This window comes from Pseudoalteromonas sp. NJ631, assembly GCF_000276645.1.
In the GTDB taxonomy this organism is placed as follows: domain Bacteria; phylum Pseudomonadota; class Gammaproteobacteria; order Enterobacterales; family Alteromonadaceae; genus Pseudoalteromonas; species Pseudoalteromonas piscicida.
The window spans coordinates 189,871-205,903 of sequence record NZ_AKXJ01000003.1 but is presented as its reverse complement, the minus strand read 5'-3'; the positions used below and the strand labels follow the sequence as shown (position 1 = coordinate 205,903).

Annotated in this window: 14 protein-coding genes; all 14 read left to right on the top strand. The window is 41.7% G+C overall.

Annotated elements, in window-relative coordinates; genetic code table 11:
• Window positions 1–110: 110 nt before the first annotated feature.
• The 14 genes from wecB (at window position 111) to A587_RS0107700 (ending at window position 15,980) form a co-directional block, all read left to right on the top strand.
• The gene (gene wecB, locus A587_RS0107765) at window positions 111–1,193 is read left to right on the top strand and encodes a non-hydrolyzing UDP-N-acetylglucosamine 2-epimerase (RefSeq protein WP_017217127.1); all 1,083 of its coding nucleotides are present in this window, start codon (window positions 111–113) and stop codon (window positions 1,191–1,193) included.
• The gene (locus tag A587_RS0107760) at window positions 1,193–2,269 is read left to right on the top strand and encodes a glycosyltransferase (RefSeq protein ID WP_017217126.1); all 1,077 of its coding nucleotides are present in this window, start codon (window positions 1,193–1,195) and stop codon (window positions 2,267–2,269) included. The genes wecB and A587_RS0107760 overlap by 1 nt, the downstream gene beginning before the upstream one ends.
• Before the next feature lie 19 nt (window positions 2,270–2,288).
• Complete coding sequence (locus A587_RS23885; protein ID WP_017217125.1) at window positions 2,289–3,062, top strand: WecB/TagA/CpsF family glycosyltransferase; 774 nt, start codon at window positions 2,289–2,291, stop codon at window positions 3,060–3,062.
• 7 nt (window positions 3,063–3,069) lie between these two features.
• Window positions 3,070–4,350, top strand: a complete 1,281-nt coding sequence (tviB, locus tag A587_RS0107750) for a Vi polysaccharide biosynthesis UDP-N-acetylglucosamine C-6 dehydrogenase TviB (protein ID WP_017217124.1) — start codon at window positions 3,070–3,072, stop codon at window positions 4,348–4,350.
• Window positions 4,351–4,366: 16 nt separating this feature from the next.
• The gene (locus tag A587_RS0107745; protein ID WP_017217123.1) at window positions 4,367–5,314 is read left to right on the top strand and encodes a Gfo/Idh/MocA family oxidoreductase; all 948 of its coding nucleotides are present in this window, start codon (window positions 4,367–4,369) and stop codon (window positions 5,312–5,314) included.
• The gene (locus A587_RS0107740; protein ID WP_017217122.1) at window positions 5,314–5,892 is read left to right on the top strand and encodes an acyltransferase; all 579 of its coding nucleotides are present in this window, start codon (window positions 5,314–5,316) and stop codon (window positions 5,890–5,892) included. The genes A587_RS0107745 and A587_RS0107740 overlap by 1 nt, the downstream gene beginning before the upstream one ends.
• A gap of 12 nt (window positions 5,893–5,904) precedes the next feature.
• Complete coding sequence (locus A587_RS0107735) at window positions 5,905–6,987, top strand: DegT/DnrJ/EryC1/StrS family aminotransferase (RefSeq protein ID WP_017217121.1); 1,083 nt, start codon at window positions 5,905–5,907, stop codon at window positions 6,985–6,987.
• A gap of 24 nt (window positions 6,988–7,011) precedes the next feature.
• A complete protein-coding gene (locus tag A587_RS23880; RefSeq protein WP_017217120.1) occupies window positions 7,012–7,941 on the top strand; it encodes a glycosyltransferase family 2 protein in 930 nt (309 codons plus the stop codon).
• Window positions 7,942–7,943: 2 nt separating this feature from the next.
• Window positions 7,944–9,095, top strand: coding sequence for a hypothetical protein (locus A587_RS0107725; RefSeq protein WP_017217119.1), 1,152 nt, complete (start codon window positions 7,944–7,946; stop codon window positions 9,093–9,095).
• 52 nt (window positions 9,096–9,147) lie between these two features.
• A complete protein-coding gene (locus tag A587_RS0107720) occupies window positions 9,148–10,314 on the top strand; it encodes a nucleotide sugar dehydrogenase (protein WP_017217118.1) in 1,167 nt (388 codons plus the stop codon).
• Between the two features lie 74 nt (window positions 10,315–10,388).
• Window positions 10,389–10,868, top strand: coding sequence for a transcription/translation regulatory transformer protein RfaH (gene rfaH, locus A587_RS0107715; protein WP_017217117.1), 480 nt, complete (start codon window positions 10,389–10,391; stop codon window positions 10,866–10,868).
• 1,304 nt (window positions 10,869–12,172) lie between these two features.
• Complete coding sequence (locus A587_RS0107710; protein ID WP_017217116.1) at window positions 12,173–13,288, top strand: polysaccharide export protein; 1,116 nt, start codon at window positions 12,173–12,175, stop codon at window positions 13,286–13,288.
• An 11-nt stretch (window positions 13,289–13,299) separates the two neighbouring features.
• Window positions 13,300–13,734 (top strand): low molecular weight protein-tyrosine-phosphatase, encoded by a 435-nt coding sequence (locus A587_RS0107705; RefSeq protein WP_017217115.1) that lies wholly within the window; start codon window positions 13,300–13,302, stop codon window positions 13,732–13,734.
• A gap of 14 nt (window positions 13,735–13,748) precedes the next feature.
• Entirely contained in the window at window positions 13,749–15,980 is a 2,232-nt protein-coding gene (locus A587_RS0107700; protein ID WP_017217114.1) for a polysaccharide biosynthesis tyrosine autokinase, read from the top strand.
• Window positions 15,981–16,033: the final 53 nt, after the last annotated feature.

The window sequence follows — 16,033 nt, the reverse complement described above, 5'->3', positions numbered from 1 at the left end:
AATCCGTCGGTTCACGGGCTGTGTAAAGCGCGGTTTTGTAGGAAAAGTAGAAGGCCTTATGAAATAGGTCTCCTACGAGGAATATTCTCAACTAATTTGGCTACATATTTATGAAAGTTGTAACAGTAATTGGGGCAAGGCCGCAATTTGTCAAAGCCGCTACATTTAGTCGCGCAGTCAGAGAGCACAATCAAACCAGCCAAAAAGCAGTGCAAGAAGTGATAGTTCATACGGGGCAACATTACGACGCCAATATGAGCGATATCTTTTTTGAAGAGATGCAAATTCCCAAGCCAGATTACAGCCTCGGAATTGGTGGTGGCACCCATGGACAAATGACCGGCCGTCAGTTGGAAGAGATTGAGAAGGTACTATTAGAAGAAAAGCCTGACTGGGTTTTGGTTTATGGTGATACCAATTCGACACTAGCTGGTGCATTAGCTGCAGCAAAGCTGCATATTCCAGTTGCTCACGTTGAAGCTGGGCTACGTAGTTTTAATATGAGGATGCCTGAAGAGATTAATCGCATCCTAACTGACCAAATCAGCAAAATTCTATTCTGTCCTACAGATACTGCTGTGCAAAACTTAGTACGAGAAGGTTTTAAAGATAAAAGCTGTCAGGTACGCAATGTCGGTGATGTGATGCTTGATGCTGCTAGTTTCTATACACAAAGTGCAAAGCGACCAGCTATCCCAGAATATGACAGTTTCTATCTGTGTACTATCCACCGAGCAGAAAACACCGATGATGAAAATCGTCTCAAAAGCATCATTACAGCACTAAATGAGTTATCGGAAACTCAACCTGTTATTTGCCCTATTCACCCTAGAACACAAAAATTAGCTGAATGCTTGGGTCTTGAGATTAAGTTTGACGTAATACCACCGGTGAGTTATTTCGAAATGGTATGGCTATTAGAGCATTGCGAGATAGTACTAACGGATAGTGGTGGCCTGCAAAAAGAAGCGTATTTTTTCTCAAAGCCATGTATTACAATGCGAGATCAAACTGAGTGGGTTGAACTTGTCAATACAGGCGTGAATCAACTAGTTGGCGCTGATAAACAGGCTATTTTAAATGCGGTTGACGCTGCAAAAGCAACGAACTTTGCTCAAGCTGAGAGCTTATATGGTAACGGTGAAGCCGCGAAGGCGATATTGGCAGCTCTTCTGGAGTTTGAAAGCGCCTAATGAAACATCAGTTTGAATATATCGCTTTTGTAGATGCCGAGAAGACGCCAGGTGTCGCGAAGAAAATAGAAAGTACAGTTGCTTCTGCGCAAAAGTTGGGCTTGAATGCCAAGTCTACGTTGCTTGCGCCAACGATGTCGGGAGCGTGGGGGTTTATCAAGGCCCTGTTGAGCACCAACACAGAAGTATTGTTTGTTCGTTTTTCTAGTTTATTGTTTCCATTTTTGTTTTTTCCTTTTTTGCTCGCGCGACTAAGAGGAACAAAAATAGTAGTGGATGTGCCAACGCCACGAAAGTCGGTGCTGGTAGAGCTTAAAACATCAGAGCCAAGAACGCTTGTAAGAATGTTTAAACAGAGTATCTCATTACTTTCTGCCAGTTGGGTACTAATGCCTGCAAATCTAATAGTGCAATATGCGCAAGAATCTGCATGGTATTTATTCGGCGTTAAGCATAAAACACTTAAAATTGGTAACGGTATTAATATACCTGAAGATTTGCCAGTCGCACTGTCATCTTGGCAAGCCGATGATACCTTGAATTTAATTGCGGTAGCGCAACTCGCAGATTGGCATGGGTATGATAGATTGTTGAAAGCAATCGCAGAGTTAGCAAATAAACCTGATGCGCCGAAAGTCAGTTTGACTATTGTAGGCGAAGGGGAAGCGTTTGAACCTTTGAAGAAACTGGCAAAATCATTAAAAATTGACTCGCAAGTTGAGTTTACGGGATTTTTATCGGGCGCTAGGTTAGATGCACAGTTTAACAATGCACATATAGGCATTGCGAGTCTTGGCTTGTATCGCATTGGGCTTGATGAAGCTTCAGTGTTGAAAGCCAGAGAGTATGTGGCAAGAGGGTTAAGTGTTATTGGTGCTGCCAATGATCCAGACTTCCCCGCGAATTCTGATATTCGCTTGATGGTGAGTAATAGTGATAGCACGAATGACATCACGACGCTGATTTGTGAGTTACCGACTAAAACACTAATGTCACCAAGTGAGTTAAGAAAGTATGCGGAAGAAAACCTGAGCATGGAGAGTAAGCTCAAGCGTATTTTAGATAAGTTAAATTAACAGATAGTGTAGGCGTAATTTGATTCATTCAAAAGTGTTAGATAACAAACTGTCCTCTAAAACAGTCTTTGATAAATTACTAGATGAGAGTACAAAAGGGCTGTCGCGTAGCATCGCTGTGACTTTTGTAAATCCATTTTCATACTCACTATTGAGTAAAAGTGCTCGTCTATTATCGGGACTGGACGTTATTTTTTCAGATGGTTCGTTGCATACAAAATTACATAACACTTTTAACCAAAATAAAATTCAGCGATTAAGCTTCGACTTTTCTTCGATAGCAGTCGATGTTTTACGCTTTGCCAATCAAACAGGAAAACGCATCGCCTTTATTGGCGCAAAACCGACTCTAGTTGATGTCGCCGTCAAAAATTACGTCAGCATGTTTCCGGACCTCAATGTCGTTTATAAGCATCATGGTTATGTAAATGATGCGGCACTTAAGTCACAAGTCATCGCTGATCTTAATCAGCAGCAGCCAGAAATTATTGTTTGTGGCATGGGGACTCCAAAGCAAGATGAATTTATTGTTGAATTAAAAAATGCTTTAGATACTCCTGCGTTACTGTTCACTTGTGGCGGATTTATTGAGCAGTCAGCAATTAAAGCTGACTATTATCACCCTTTAGTAAAAAAACTTGGATTACGTTGGTTGCAAAGAGCGGTATTGCATAAGCATGTTCGTCAAAGACTTGTAAGAGAATACCCTAAGTTTGTTGTTAGCTATCTGCGCACACAAATGAAAAATAAACGCACTCAGTCAATCGAAGAAGCCAACCCTCGCGAGAAATAGGAAAAGTATGTTTTCTCCTTCACCAACAAAAAAAATAGGCATTATTGGCCTTGGTTATGTAGGTCTGCCGTTAGCAGCTGAATTTGGTAAATATTTTGACGTTGTTGGGTTTGACATCAATAAACGTCGAATTGAGCAATTACGTGACGGGTTTGATGCAACGTTAGAAGTGAATAAGACACAGCTAACTGAAGCGGCTAAGCTTTCTTACTCCTGTGACGAAAATGACTTAACCTCATGTAACATCTTTATCGTGACTGTGCCTACGCCGATTGATGATACACATGCGCCGGATCTTAATCCACTTCGTAAAGCGTCGGAATTGGTGGCTCGTCATATCAGCAGTAACGACATCGTCATTTTCGAAAGTACAGTATATCCAGGCGCAACAGAAGAAATCTGTATTCCTATCATTGAGAAAACCTCAGGCCTCAAGTTTAATCAAGACTTCTTTGCTGGATATTCACCAGAGCGGATCAATCCAGGTGACAAAGTTAATACTTTAACAAAGATTACTAAGATCACTTCAGGTTCGACACCTGAGGTCGCCGACTTTATCGACGAGATGTACCGCTCAATTATCACCGTGGGTACGCATAAAGCATCTTCAATTAAGGTTGCAGAAGCTGCGAAAGTGATAGAGAACACCCAGCGTGACTTAAACATTGCTGTGATTAACGAGTTTGCAAAAATATTCAATCGCTTGAATATTGATACGGAAGAAGTACTAAATGCAGCAGGCACAAAATGGAACTTTTTGAAATTTAAGCCTGGACTGGTCGGCGGTCACTGTATCAGTGTCGACCCTTATTATCTGACTTTTAAAGCAGAAGAGGTTGGTTATCGTCCAGAGGTCATACTTGCCGGACGTCGCATCAATGATGGTATGGGCGAATACGTCGCGACACAGCTGGTTAAGAAGCTTTCAAGCCGTAAAATTCATATAGATGAAGCAAAAGTACTCGTACTTGGGTTTACCTTCAAGGGCGACTGTCCTGACGTGAGAAACACTAAAATCATTGACGTAGTGCGCGAACTTCAAGATTTCAATATGTCAGTTGATGTCTACGATGGATGGGCGAGTGCAGAAGAAGTAGACAAAGAATACGGTATACAACTTGTCAATCAGATACAGCACGGTCAATACGATGGTATTATCCTCGCGGTCGATCACTCTGAGTTTAAAGAGTGGGGCGTGGAAAAGATCAGAGCATTCGGTAAAGAAGATCATGTTTTATACGATGTTAAACATGTATTAAACCCACAAGATGCAGACATAAGGCTATAACAGAGCAATGGAAAAGATGAAGAATTTCGCATTAATTGGTGCGGCGGGTTATATCGCACCTCGTCATATGAAAGCCATTAAAGAAACTGGTAATCTGCTGTCGGTTGCCTATGACATCAATGATTCTGTGGGTATCATCGATAGTATTTCACCGCAAAGTGAGTTTTTCACAGAGTTTGAGTGCTTCTATGACCATGCACATCGATTGAAGCGCGATGAAGCGACTAAGCTTGACTATGTTTCTGTTTGCTCACCTAACTATCTACACCACTCGCACATTACCGCTGGTCTGCGTTTGGGCTGTGATGTGATATGCGAAAAGCCTTTAGTACCAACGCTCGCTGAACTTGATGACCTAATTCAGGTTGAGCAAGAAACCGGCAAGAGAGTATTCAACATATTACAGCTAAGACATCACCAAGCTATCTTAGATCTGAAAGATAAAGTCGCAAGTTCGTCAAATACCGACAAGCATGAAGTGGAGTTAACATACATTACTTCTCGTGGTAAGTGGTACATGCAAAGCTGGAAAGGCGATCCTAGAAAATCTTTTGGCGTGGCGACGAATATCGGTGTTCACTTTTTTGACATGCTGCACTTTATTTTTGGTGACTTACAGCGCAACGAATTGCATTTTATGAACAATGACAAAGCGGCTGGTTACTTAGAGTATGAAAATGCCAGAGTAAAATGGTTTTTGTCTATTGATGCTGAAGATTTACCAGAAGTCGTTAAAGGTAAGCAACCGACTTATCGCTCAATCACTTGTGATGGTGAAGAGTTAGAGTTTTCGGGCGGCTTTACCGATCTTCATACTGTTTCTTATCAAGAAATTTTAGCTGGCAGAGGCTATGGCTTAGAAGACGCACGTCACTGTATAGAAACCGTAAATGCAATCCGCCAAGGTAAAGTACATATTGAATCACAAGCGGATGTTCATCCGTTTTTACAAGGCAAGCTCTAATGGCCTACCAGAAGCATGAAAGCGCGATTGTGGATGACGGCGCTCAGATAGGTGAAGGCTCTCGGGTTTGGCATTTTGCACATGTTTGTGGCGGAGCCAAAATTGGAGCCGGCTGTTCGCTCGGGCAAAATGTTTTTGTCGGTAATAAAGTAGAGATTGGTAATAACGTTAAAATCCAGAACAACGTGTCAGTGTATGACAACGTTTTTCTGGAAGACGATGTATTTTGTGGTCCGAGCATGGTATTCACTAACGTCTATAATCCGAGGTCGTTTATAGAGCGCAAAACTGAATACCGAGATACTCGAGTCCAGCAAGGCGCAACGCTTGGTGCAAATTGCACAATCGTGTGTGGCGTTACTATCGGCTCGTATGCGTTGATTGGTGCCGGCGCTGTAGTTAATAAAGACGTTCCTCCTTTTGCGCTTATGGTCGGAGTACCAGCGAAGCAAATCGGTTGGATCAGTAAATATGGTGAGCAACTAGACTTGCCCCTTGAAGGTGAAGGTCGTTGTGTTTGTCCGCATACTGGCGAGCAGTATGTACTAAACGGAAACCAACTTAGTCATCAATTTTAACGGAATGATGTAATGCAATTTATCGACTTAGCTGCACAGTATCAGCATTTAAAAACAAAAATAGATACACGGATCGCAGCGGTATTAGAACATGGTCAGTACATTATGGGGCCAGAAGTACAAGAGCTTGAAGCCGCATTGTCTGATTATGTAGGTGTAAAGCATACTATCACTTGTGCTAACGGTACTGACGCGCTGTCTTTAGCTCTGATGGCATTAGATGTGAAAGCAGGGGACGCCGTCTTTTGTCCAACCTTTACATTTTTCGCTTCTGCTGAGACTATCGCTTTTGCGGGAGCGACTCCCGTATTTGTCGATTCTGATAAAAAAACATTCAATATTTGTCCAATCGATCTTGAAAACCGAATTAAGCAGGTAATAGACGCTGGTGAATTGACACCAAAAGTGATTATGGCTGTGGATTTATTTGGCTTACCTGCTGATTATCCAGCGATTAGAGAGATTGCGGATAAATATCAACTAAAGATTATTGAAGATGCAGCGCAAGGGTTTGGTGGTGAGATTGATGGCAAACGTGCAGGCTCTTTTGCCGATATAGCTACAACCAGCTTTTTCCCTGCTAAGCCATTAGGATGCTATGGTGATGGTGGGGCGCTATTTACCGATAACGATGAATATGCTGCATTATTACAATCATTACGAGTTCATGGTAAAGGTAAAGACAAATACGATAATGTTCGCATCGGCATGAATAGCCGATTAGATACAATTCAAGCCGCTATTTTATTGGAGAAGCTTGCTGCTTTTCCGACCGAGTTGGAAAATCGTAACCGCGCTGCCAAAAATTATACCAAAGATCTACAGTCGCAGTTTGTTACGCCTTTTGTGCCTGAGGGATATTTAAGTTCATGGGCGCAATATACTATCCAAGTAGATAATCGTGAACAGGTAATGCAATCATATAAAGAACAAGGTATTCCGACCATGATTTACTATGGCACCTGTATGCACCAGCAAAGTGCTTTTGAGCATTTAGGTCATAAGAGAGGTGACTTTCCGATTGCTGAAAAACTGGCTAAGTCAGTACTGAGTCTGCCTATGCATGGATATTTATGCGCCGACAGTGTCGAATAATTTTGCTTGTGAGTGCTTAAAAGAATGAATATTTCTGTAGTTATTCCGCTTTTTAATAAAGCTGAATATATTGAACGAGCTGTTCATTCTGTACTATCTCAAAAACATCCAGCGAGTGAGATCATCGTCGTAGACGATGGCTCCACTGATGCTGGAGCGAGTGTAGTTGAAAAAATAAACAGTAGTAAGGTGAGATTATTACAGCAGGCTAACAAAGGCGTTTCTGCTGCAAGAAATGTTGGTGTTCGTGCTGCTAACGCTGAGTTTGTCGCATTCTTGGATGCTGATGATGTTTGGCATGATGACTTTTTGTCTAATATTCAATCTCTTTATCAAACCTTTCCTGATGCACGTATTTTTTGTACTGGCTATGAGTTCAATACAGTGGAAGGAAAGCGAGCAGCCAAAAACCAACATTTGCTAGAAAATAGAGGGTTGCTGAAAGATTATTTTTTAGCGTGTTGTAATGCTGATTTACCAATAACCTCATCATCTGTTTGCATTGCAAAAGATAGCTTGCTAAAAGTCGGTGGGTTTAAAGAAGGATTAAGCCTAGGTGAAGATCAGGCCGTATGGGGTAGCGTTGCTTGTCAGTGGCCAATTGCTTACGATAAGTCAGTGTCTGTGATGTATGATTTAACGGCTTCTAGTGTTGGGCAGTCGCCGTCGGATTTTGAACAGCCATCTCCACATATTTTTGAATTTCAGCGTTTGCTGGATGATGGTATTGTGCCTACTGAGCTTATTGGAAGTGTAAAATACCTACAACATCTTACCGTGATGAGCAGTGTAAAAAGTAATTTACTCATTGGTAATCGCATGAAAGCATTAAAGCTTCTGCTAACCCATCCTTTATTGCAATGGGATAGGTATCGCGTAGCTGCTTTTTTCTTACTAATAATGCCAAAGAGCTGGATCGCTCGTAGCTATATGGCTTTAAAGCATCGGAGATAAGCATGGTTAGAAAGCAGTTTCTGTTTTTCTTTCTAACATTAGCAATCATGAGTATTGGTATTATTGGTCAATACCATGTGCTGCCAACTAATGCTATTTTCGAATTGCTGGTTTTATGTACTTTTTTGTTTGTTGCAAAGCGCATGTGCCCAAGCGCATGGCTTGTGTTCAGTTGTAGCCTGCTTTATTTAATTATTACGTTAGCCTTAGCTAAGGTTCGCGGTATCCATCCTGTTGATTACTTTATTGCCTATAAAACTTTTTTTTATCTCGCTTTATTGTCATTTTTTTCCTCTAAAGTGTTATTCGAAGAAAAGCTACTGCGACGTTTTTGGCATATTCTTTTGGTACTATTTTTCATCAAATACGTTATATGGATTGGCCTTGGGCAAGAAGGTCGGCCAGGTATTTTTACCGAAAATAACTATGAAATCATGTTTGTACTGCTATTAGGGTGTGCAATATGGGGCTTTAATCGCTCTTTGTCATTATTCGACTGGATTGCATTAGGTGTGGTTACTTTTCTTTCCGGTTCTCGTTCTGGTGTGATCTGCTTTCTTGCAATGTTCACCATTTTCTATATTAAAGACTTTGGTTGGAAGACCATCATTAAGTTGCTTATTGTTGCTATAATCGCAGCTGGTGTTGCTGCAACCTTTATTAGTCGTTTGTCGGGCGGTGATATTGAAGCAATCGATAGGGTGGTTTTTTTCCAAGGCTTTTTGAAAGCGATTTCAGGTTGGGGATGGCAGGAATATTTGATTGGTTCGCAAACACTTACAGCAATGCCCGAAAGTGTGTGCACAAGGCTTCAGTATTACCAATCACTATTTAGTGCAGGCAAGCCAGGAGTGTGTTACTCGGTTATATTGCACACTTACCTAACTAGAGCGATATTTGACCATGGCTTTTTAGGATTGTTATTTATCTTTTTGGCAGTGAATCAGCTACTCAAATTGAGCGATGTTTCACCACGAGCAAGACTTGTCTGTATTAGTATTTTATTTTTAAATGGAGCATCAGTCAGCTCGATGAATAGTGTATATGCGATTGTTGGACTGATTATCGTTATGACAGCGTTATATCCTGAGCGGTTGAAATATTATGGTTCTTCAAGTGCTAAGTCAGCTAGAGAGCTAAATGCGTCCACTTAACTGTCATCTTCTTTACTTATAGTAAGCTGAGAGTTGAAAAGAGGCTAAAACTATGAAGATAACAGTTGTTGGTGCAGGTTATGTTGGGCTTTCCAACGCAATTCTTCTCGCGCAGCATAATCAAGTTACATTGCTAGATATAAACGAGTCCAAGGTGCGCTTGGTGAATGATAAGATTTCGCCTTTCCATGACCCTGAGATTTCAGAGTATCTGCTTTTGAAAAAGCTCGAATTAGTAGCCACAACATGTGCAAAGAGTGCTTTTGGTAACGCTGAACTTGTTATAATTGCTACACCAACTGATTATGATCCTAAGACAAACTTTTTTAATACAAGTAGTGTAGAAAATGTAATCGGTGAATTGCTGTCTATCAATTCTCAGGCGAAGATCGTAATAAAGTCTACAGTTCCTGTGGGTTTCACTCGTAAAGCTAGGGAGCAGTTTAGCTATGAGAGCATTATATTTTCTCCTGAATTCTTAAGAGAAGGTAAAGCGCTCCACGATAATTTATATCCATCACGGATCATAATTGGTGCTAAATCAGAATATGCACAAGTTATAGCTAACCTTTTTCAACAGGGGGCATTAAAAGCGGATATAGATGTGCTTTTTAGTGGGTCAACAGAAGCCGAAGCGATCAAGTTGTTCTCGAATACTTATTTGGCGATGCGTGTAGCCTACTTTAATGAGTTAGACAGCTATGCTGAATCTCATGGTTTAAACGCTAAGCAGATAATTGAGGGGGTGTGTTTAGACCCCCGAATCGGTAGCCATTATAACAATCCCTCATTTGGCTACGGTGGCTATTGTTTACCAAAAGACACGAAGCAGCTTTTAGCCAACTATAAAGACGTACCTAATAATATAATCCAAGCAATTGTTGATGCAAACACAACAAGAAAAGACTTTATTGCTGAGTCAATTTTGCAAAAAAAACCTAAGGTGGTGGGGATCTACCGATTAATTATGAAAGCGGGATCAGACAACTTTAGAGCTTCTTCTATTCAAGGTGTGATGAAAAGAATAAAAGCGAAGGGAGTCGAGGTAGTGGTTTATGAGCCAGTACTGAAAGAGGCAACTTTCTTTAATTCGAGAGTAGAAAATAACCTAGATGTATTCAAACGTAGCTGTGATGTAATCATCTCTAATCGTATGGTCGAAGAGTTACAAGACGTTACCGAAAAAGTCTACACAAGAGACCTTTTTGGCAGTGACTAGGCTAGACCTAATTGAGAATATACGTATAATAGTAGGCCTAATTCGTTAGGCTTATTTTTTAGGGAACGCAACGCATGGAATGCTGGTATTTGCTCTACTGTAAACCAAAACAAGAACACAGAGCACAGTCAAATCTTCAAAATCAAGGCATAGAGTCTTGCTTCCCTACTTTCGTAAAAAGAAAAACCTCTGGCTCAAGAGCTGTGGAGCAACCGCTGTTTCCACGATATTTATTTGTTAAGCTAGATCCACATTCTTCACACTTTTCTGCTGTAAAAAACACTCGCGGTGTTTCTGACTTTATTCGTTATGGTACCGATCTGCAAATGGTACCAGATGAACTCGTCGCTCAACTAATGAATAAAAATGAAATCGCGGACGAGCTCGATCTTCAAGAAGGCGATTTGGTTCAGTTAACAGACGGCTGTTACAAAGATATTCACGCCATATATCAACAACCTGATGGAGAGCTTCGTAGCATTTTATTAATTAAACTGCTTAACCATTACGCACAAATCGTTGTTGATAACTGTACAATAAAAAAGGTACAATGAAAACTTCATCCTTTATTCTTATTTAATTGTTATAAAAAGGGTGTACTCTGGTTTGGCTGTAAATATCTTCACGTTGTTAGAAGATTACACTTTCATAGAGGAACGTTTGCAATTCTGTAGCTGTAATTTAAAAGCTCAGACTTATTTCGTAGCAGCGACTTTATGTCGCGACAGAATTGTTCAGGCGCGGCTTTACGCTGCGAGGACATAATCACCCTGGGTCAACGTGGTAGGAGCGAGTTTACCTCGCGATCTTTCACTAAAACTAAAACAGCATTTAGGAGCTGCAACCTAAGGGCGGAAGCGTGCCTGAATGCCGTAGCAGCGGCTTTACGCCGCGAAGATATAAACACCTTGGGCCAATGTGGTAGGAGCGAGTTCATCTCGCGATCTTTTACCAAAACTAAAACCAGCATTTAGGAGCTACAACCTAAGGGTGGAAGCGTGTCTGAATGCCGTAGCAGCGACTTTATGTCGCGACAGAATGGTTCTAGTGCGGCTTTACGCCGCGAAGATATAAACACCTTGGGCCAATGTGGTAGGAGCGAGTTCATCTCGCGATCTTTTACTAAAACTAAAACAGCATTTAGGAGCTGCAACCTAAGGGCGGAAGCGTGCCTGAATGCCGTAGCAGCGACTTTATGTCGCGACAGAATGGTTCAGGCACGGCTTTACACCGCAAAGAGATAAACACCTTAGGTCAACGTGGTAGGAGCGAGTTCACTTCGCGATCTTTCACGTAAACCGAAACCAGCATTTAGGAGCTGCAACCTAAGGGCGGTAGCGTGCCTGAGTGCCGTAGCAGCGACTTTATGTCGCGACAGAATGGTTCAGGTGCGGCTTTACGCCGCAAAGACATAAACATCTTGGGTCAATGTGGTAGGAGCGAGTTCACCTCGCGATCTTTCACGTAAACCTAAAACCAGCATTTAGGAGCTACAACCTAAGAGCGGAAGCGTGCTTAAGTGCCGTAGCAGCGACTTTATGTCGCGACAAAATGGTTCAAACTCAGACGTAGCAGCTTTATGCCACCACCAAGGACCAAAGATTAAATTGCAAATTAAGAAATAACAAAAACAACAATCTAAAAAATGAATTCAAACTTGATAAAGGTTTTTAACCACATCTCTAGGTAAAAACATAGAATATAGAGTGAGATCTTGCGCAAAACCTAGTACTCACTTGCGATTAACAATCGTGCATGCTTTAATTAGCCCACGAAATTTTTATTGTCCCTCTACTATTTAATAAAGGGCAATAAAAGTAATGAAAAGAAAAGATTACAACACTTTTGGGAAGAAACAATGGCGCTACGCTGTAAAACTATCATTGCTGCAGCCGTTCTGATGACAATGAGCGGCTGTACACTTGTTCCTGGTGGCCATTTTGAAGGAATCGGCTCTGGCGAACAAACCGCAAATCTAGAACGCGACTTAGAAAAAGTAAATATTCACATCATCGACTCTCAGTTAGTTCAAGAACACAAAATCAAACAAGCCAAAAAAATTGACCGTTCGTCACTTGCTGGTATCGATATCTCAAACTACGAATATCGTTTAGGCGTTGGGGATGTCATTACAATTGGCGTTTGGGATCACCCTGAACTTACGATCCCGGCTGCGGTACAAAGAACAGCTGAGTTCGATGGTTTTCGCGTTCAATCTGATGGAACTGTTAACTTCGCTTATGCGCCGAAAGTTCCAGCAGCTGGGAGAACCATTAATGAGTTGCGTGATGAGCTAGTCAAAAGGCTAAGTCGAGTTATTGAAGAACCCCAAATCGATGTCAAAGTGGTTGGTTTTAGAAGTCAAAAAACATACGTAACCGGCGAAGTAACAAAACCGGGTGTATACCCAATCACGGAAACGCCAGTCACGCTAATTGATGCGATCAACCAAGCTGGCGGCCTGACTGAAAGTGCTGATTGGGAAACCGTAACATTTACTCGCGGTGAGAAAACAGAGGTTATTCAACTCGATGATTTCTATGCTGAAGGTGATATTTCACAAAACCGTTTGTTGCAACATGGCGATATTATTCATATCAGCCGCAATGACAAACGTAACGTGTATGTGTTAGGCGACGTAATTAAAGCAGGTAAAGTAGACGTAAACCGCTATGGCTTGAGTTTAGCCGAAGCACTTACTGATGTAGGTGGCTTTAATGAGCGCACAGCTGATGCTAATGGTGTTTTTGTACTGCGTAAACGCGACCTACAAAAAGACGGCGTGCTTGCAGATGTATATCAACTACACGCAAAAAATGTTGCCTCATTGGTACTTGCAGAGCAGTTTGAACTGCAGCCTCAAGATATTGTGTACGTTACCAGCGCACCACTTGCTCGCTGGAACAAAGTTATCAGCTTAATATTGCCTTCGCTATCAACTGTGGATGCAATTCAAGATATTGAAAATCAATAGTGTGATTGCTCATGTTTGATAGTGTATTAATGGTTTGCGCTGGCAATATTTGCCGCAGTCCAACCGCAGAATATGTATTAAAAAGCAAATTGGCGGGTAAGAATATTAAGGTGTCGTCGGCGGGCTTGACCGCGTTAGAAGGTAAATCTGCTGATTCAATGGCACAAGAACTTACTAAGGCGCAAGGTATCGACATGAGTGAGCATCAAGGGCGCCAGCTCAGTGGTACGCTTGTTGCGCAAAACAGTCTCATTTTAGTAATGGAGCATAGGCATCTTGACGACTTATGCAGCCGTTACCCTCAAGCTCGCGGTAAAACCTTTTTACTCGGTAAATGGGTTGGCGATAAAGAAATCCCCGATCCTTACCGCCAATCTAAAGAAGCGTTTGAACACGTGTATGAGCTTATCGATAGCGCCTGCAGCGCTTGGCAACAGTATTTATAAGGAATTAAGAGTATATGAATGCTCAGCCAAATCTAATTTCTCCGCAAAAAACACAAAAAGACGACGAACAAGAAATAGATCTAATCGCATTATTTGGTGCGCTACTTGATGCCAAGTGGTTTATAACGAGCGTTACCGCTTTGTTTATGCTCTTAGGTGTTGCATACGCAATATTTAGTACGCCAATTTACCAAGCTACAGCTATGGTACAAGTCGAAGAAAAGGGAGGTTCCGTCCCTGGTTTTGATGACATGGCAAGCATGTTTGAGAGCACATCCGAAGCAGTGACTGAGATTGAGCTACTTAAATCAAGAAGCGTAGTAGGTGAAGCGGTTGACACACTACAATTAGATGTCGTCATAGAGCCTAAACTATTCCCTTTATTTGGTAACCGAGCTTTTCGTAACTTTGTAGCGCTAAGTGAAGGTGAAGTTGCTGAACCAAGTTTAGGGGCTGAGTCTTACGCTTGGGGTGGAGAAAAAGTCGAAATTCACCGATTCCGAGTCCCTAAAAGTGCCGAGGAATTGGAGTTTACTCTTAAAGCACAATCTCAAGAAGGCTTCTCGCTCTACGATGAAGATGGGGAAGAGGTGCTTTCTGGTAAAGTGGGACAAGAAGTAAAGTCAGGAGAATTTGAGCTAGTTATCAAAACTTTGGTTGCACGACCTGAAACTGAGTTTAGTATCGTAAAGCGTAATCGCCTGCAAACGATACTGGATCTGCAGAAAGAAATTTCTGCATCTGAAAAGGGCAAAGATTCAGGGATCATTAACCTCGCGCTGCAAGATAAAAGCCCTGAATATGCAGAAAAAGTGCTAGACAAAGTGGCAAGTATTTACGTGCGCCGTAATGTTGAGCGTAACAGTGCAGAAGCGCAACAATCACTAGAGTTTTTAGAAGTACAATTACCTGAGGTTAAGCGTAGCTTAGAGCGTGCTGAAAAGGCTTTTAACGATTACCAAATTCGTCAAGAATCCATTGATATTAGCCTAGAAACGCAAGGTGTTTTAGAGCAAATTGTAGCGCTAGAAACAAAACTACAAGAGCTAGAATTAAAGCGCTTAGAGCTTGGCCGTAAATTTAAACGTGAACACCCCTCTTACCGTGGGGTTGTTGAGCAAATCGATACGGTCAAGCAACAAAGAAATGAATTAACTGGAGAGGTGCAAGGGCTACCTGAGACTCAGCGAGAGTTGCTACGCTTAAAGCGTGATGTTGAAGTAAATAATGAAATCTACACTCTGCTACTAGGCAAAACTCAAGAGCTGGATATTGTTCGAGCCGGTACGGTAGGTAATGTTCGTATTGTTGACTATGCAGAGGTAAATACAACAGAACCTGTGAAGCCGAAAAAAGCTCTAATAGTGGTTGTTGCAACTTTACTAGGTGGTATGCTTGCTGTTGCCATTGTTTTGGTCCAAAAAGCGATGCACAAAGGGATAGAGGACCCTGCTGAAATAGAAGCATTAGGCTTGCCTGTTTATGCGAGCGTACCTTTCTCTGAGTACCAAGTTAAGCTAACTGGTTTTGCCAAGGCTCGACAAGGGAAGACTGCAAAAGCAAAATCAATTTTAGCCATCGATAACCCTGCGGATCTCTCTGTTGAAGCATTACGTAGCCTACGTACGAGTCTTCACTTTGCGATGCTAGAAGCTAAAAACAATGTAATCGCTATCTCTGGTCCAAGCCCTGGTGTTGGAAAGTCATTTATCACAGTAAACTTAGCGACAGTGCTTGCTCAAAGCGGCAAAAAAGTGCTGGTGATCGACGGTGATATGCGTAAGGGCTATCTACAAACCCAGTTTGGTATGAAATGGGATAATGGTTTGAGTGATTACCTATCTGGACGTTTAAACCTGAGTGAAACTATCAAGAATACGCAACTTGTAGGTCTTGATGTGATGACTCGTGGCCAGATACCACCAAATCCGTCCGAGCTTTTAATGCACCAAAATTTTACCAAACTAGTAGAAGAAGTGAGTAGCATATACGATTTGGTGATTATTGATACACCGCCTATTTTAGCAGTAACAGACCCTGCAATAGTTAGCGCACATGCCGGTACTACGTTGTTGGTGACGAGGTTTGGTCAAAATCATGCAAAAGAACTAGAGATAACGCGTAATCGTTTTGAACAAAATGGTATTGATGTTAAAGGCGTTGTGTTTAATGGTGTTGTTCGTAAGTCAATGAATGCTTATGGATATTACGGCTACTACAACTACGAATATAAGAGCGATAAATAAATTATTATAGGCTGCAGGCTCGAAGCTCGAAGCCCGAAGCCCGAAGCTCGAAG

Bases quoted from the DNA above. Each gene is read 5' to 3' on its own strand.
- wecB (WP_017217127.1), top strand. From the start codon at position 111: ATGAAAGTTGTAACAGTAATTGGGGCAAGGCCGCAATTTGTCAAAGCC.
- A587_RS0107760 (WP_017217126.1), top strand. From the start codon at position 1,193: ATGAAACATCAGTTTGAATATATCGCTTTTGTAGATGCCGAGAAGACG.
- tviB (WP_017217124.1), top strand. From the start codon at position 3,070: ATGTTTTCTCCTTCACCAACAAAAAAAATAGGCATTATTGGCCTTGGT.
- A587_RS0107745 (WP_017217123.1), top strand. From the start codon at position 4,367: ATGAAGAATTTCGCATTAATTGGTGCGGCGGGTTATATCGCACCTCGT.
- A587_RS0107740 (WP_017217122.1), top strand. From the start codon at position 5,314: ATGGCCTACCAGAAGCATGAAAGCGCGATTGTGGATGACGGCGCTCAG.
- A587_RS0107735 (WP_017217121.1), top strand. From the start codon at position 5,905: ATGCAATTTATCGACTTAGCTGCACAGTATCAGCATTTAAAAACAAAA.
- A587_RS23880 (WP_017217120.1), top strand. From the start codon at position 7,012: ATGAATATTTCTGTAGTTATTCCGCTTTTTAATAAAGCTGAATATATT.
- A587_RS0107725 (WP_017217119.1), top strand. From the start codon at position 7,944: ATGGTTAGAAAGCAGTTTCTGTTTTTCTTTCTAACATTAGCAATCATG.
- A587_RS0107720 (WP_017217118.1), top strand. From the start codon at position 9,148: ATGAAGATAACAGTTGTTGGTGCAGGTTATGTTGGGCTTTCCAACGCA.
- rfaH (WP_017217117.1), top strand. From the start codon at position 10,389: ATGGAATGCTGGTATTTGCTCTACTGTAAACCAAAACAAGAACACAGA.
- A587_RS0107710 (WP_017217116.1), top strand. From the start codon at position 12,173: ATGGCGCTACGCTGTAAAACTATCATTGCTGCAGCCGTTCTGATGACA.
- A587_RS0107705 (WP_017217115.1), top strand. From the start codon at position 13,300: ATGTTTGATAGTGTATTAATGGTTTGCGCTGGCAATATTTGCCGCAGT.
- A587_RS0107700 (WP_017217114.1), top strand. From the start codon at position 13,749: ATGAATGCTCAGCCAAATCTAATTTCTCCGCAAAAAACACAAAAAGAC.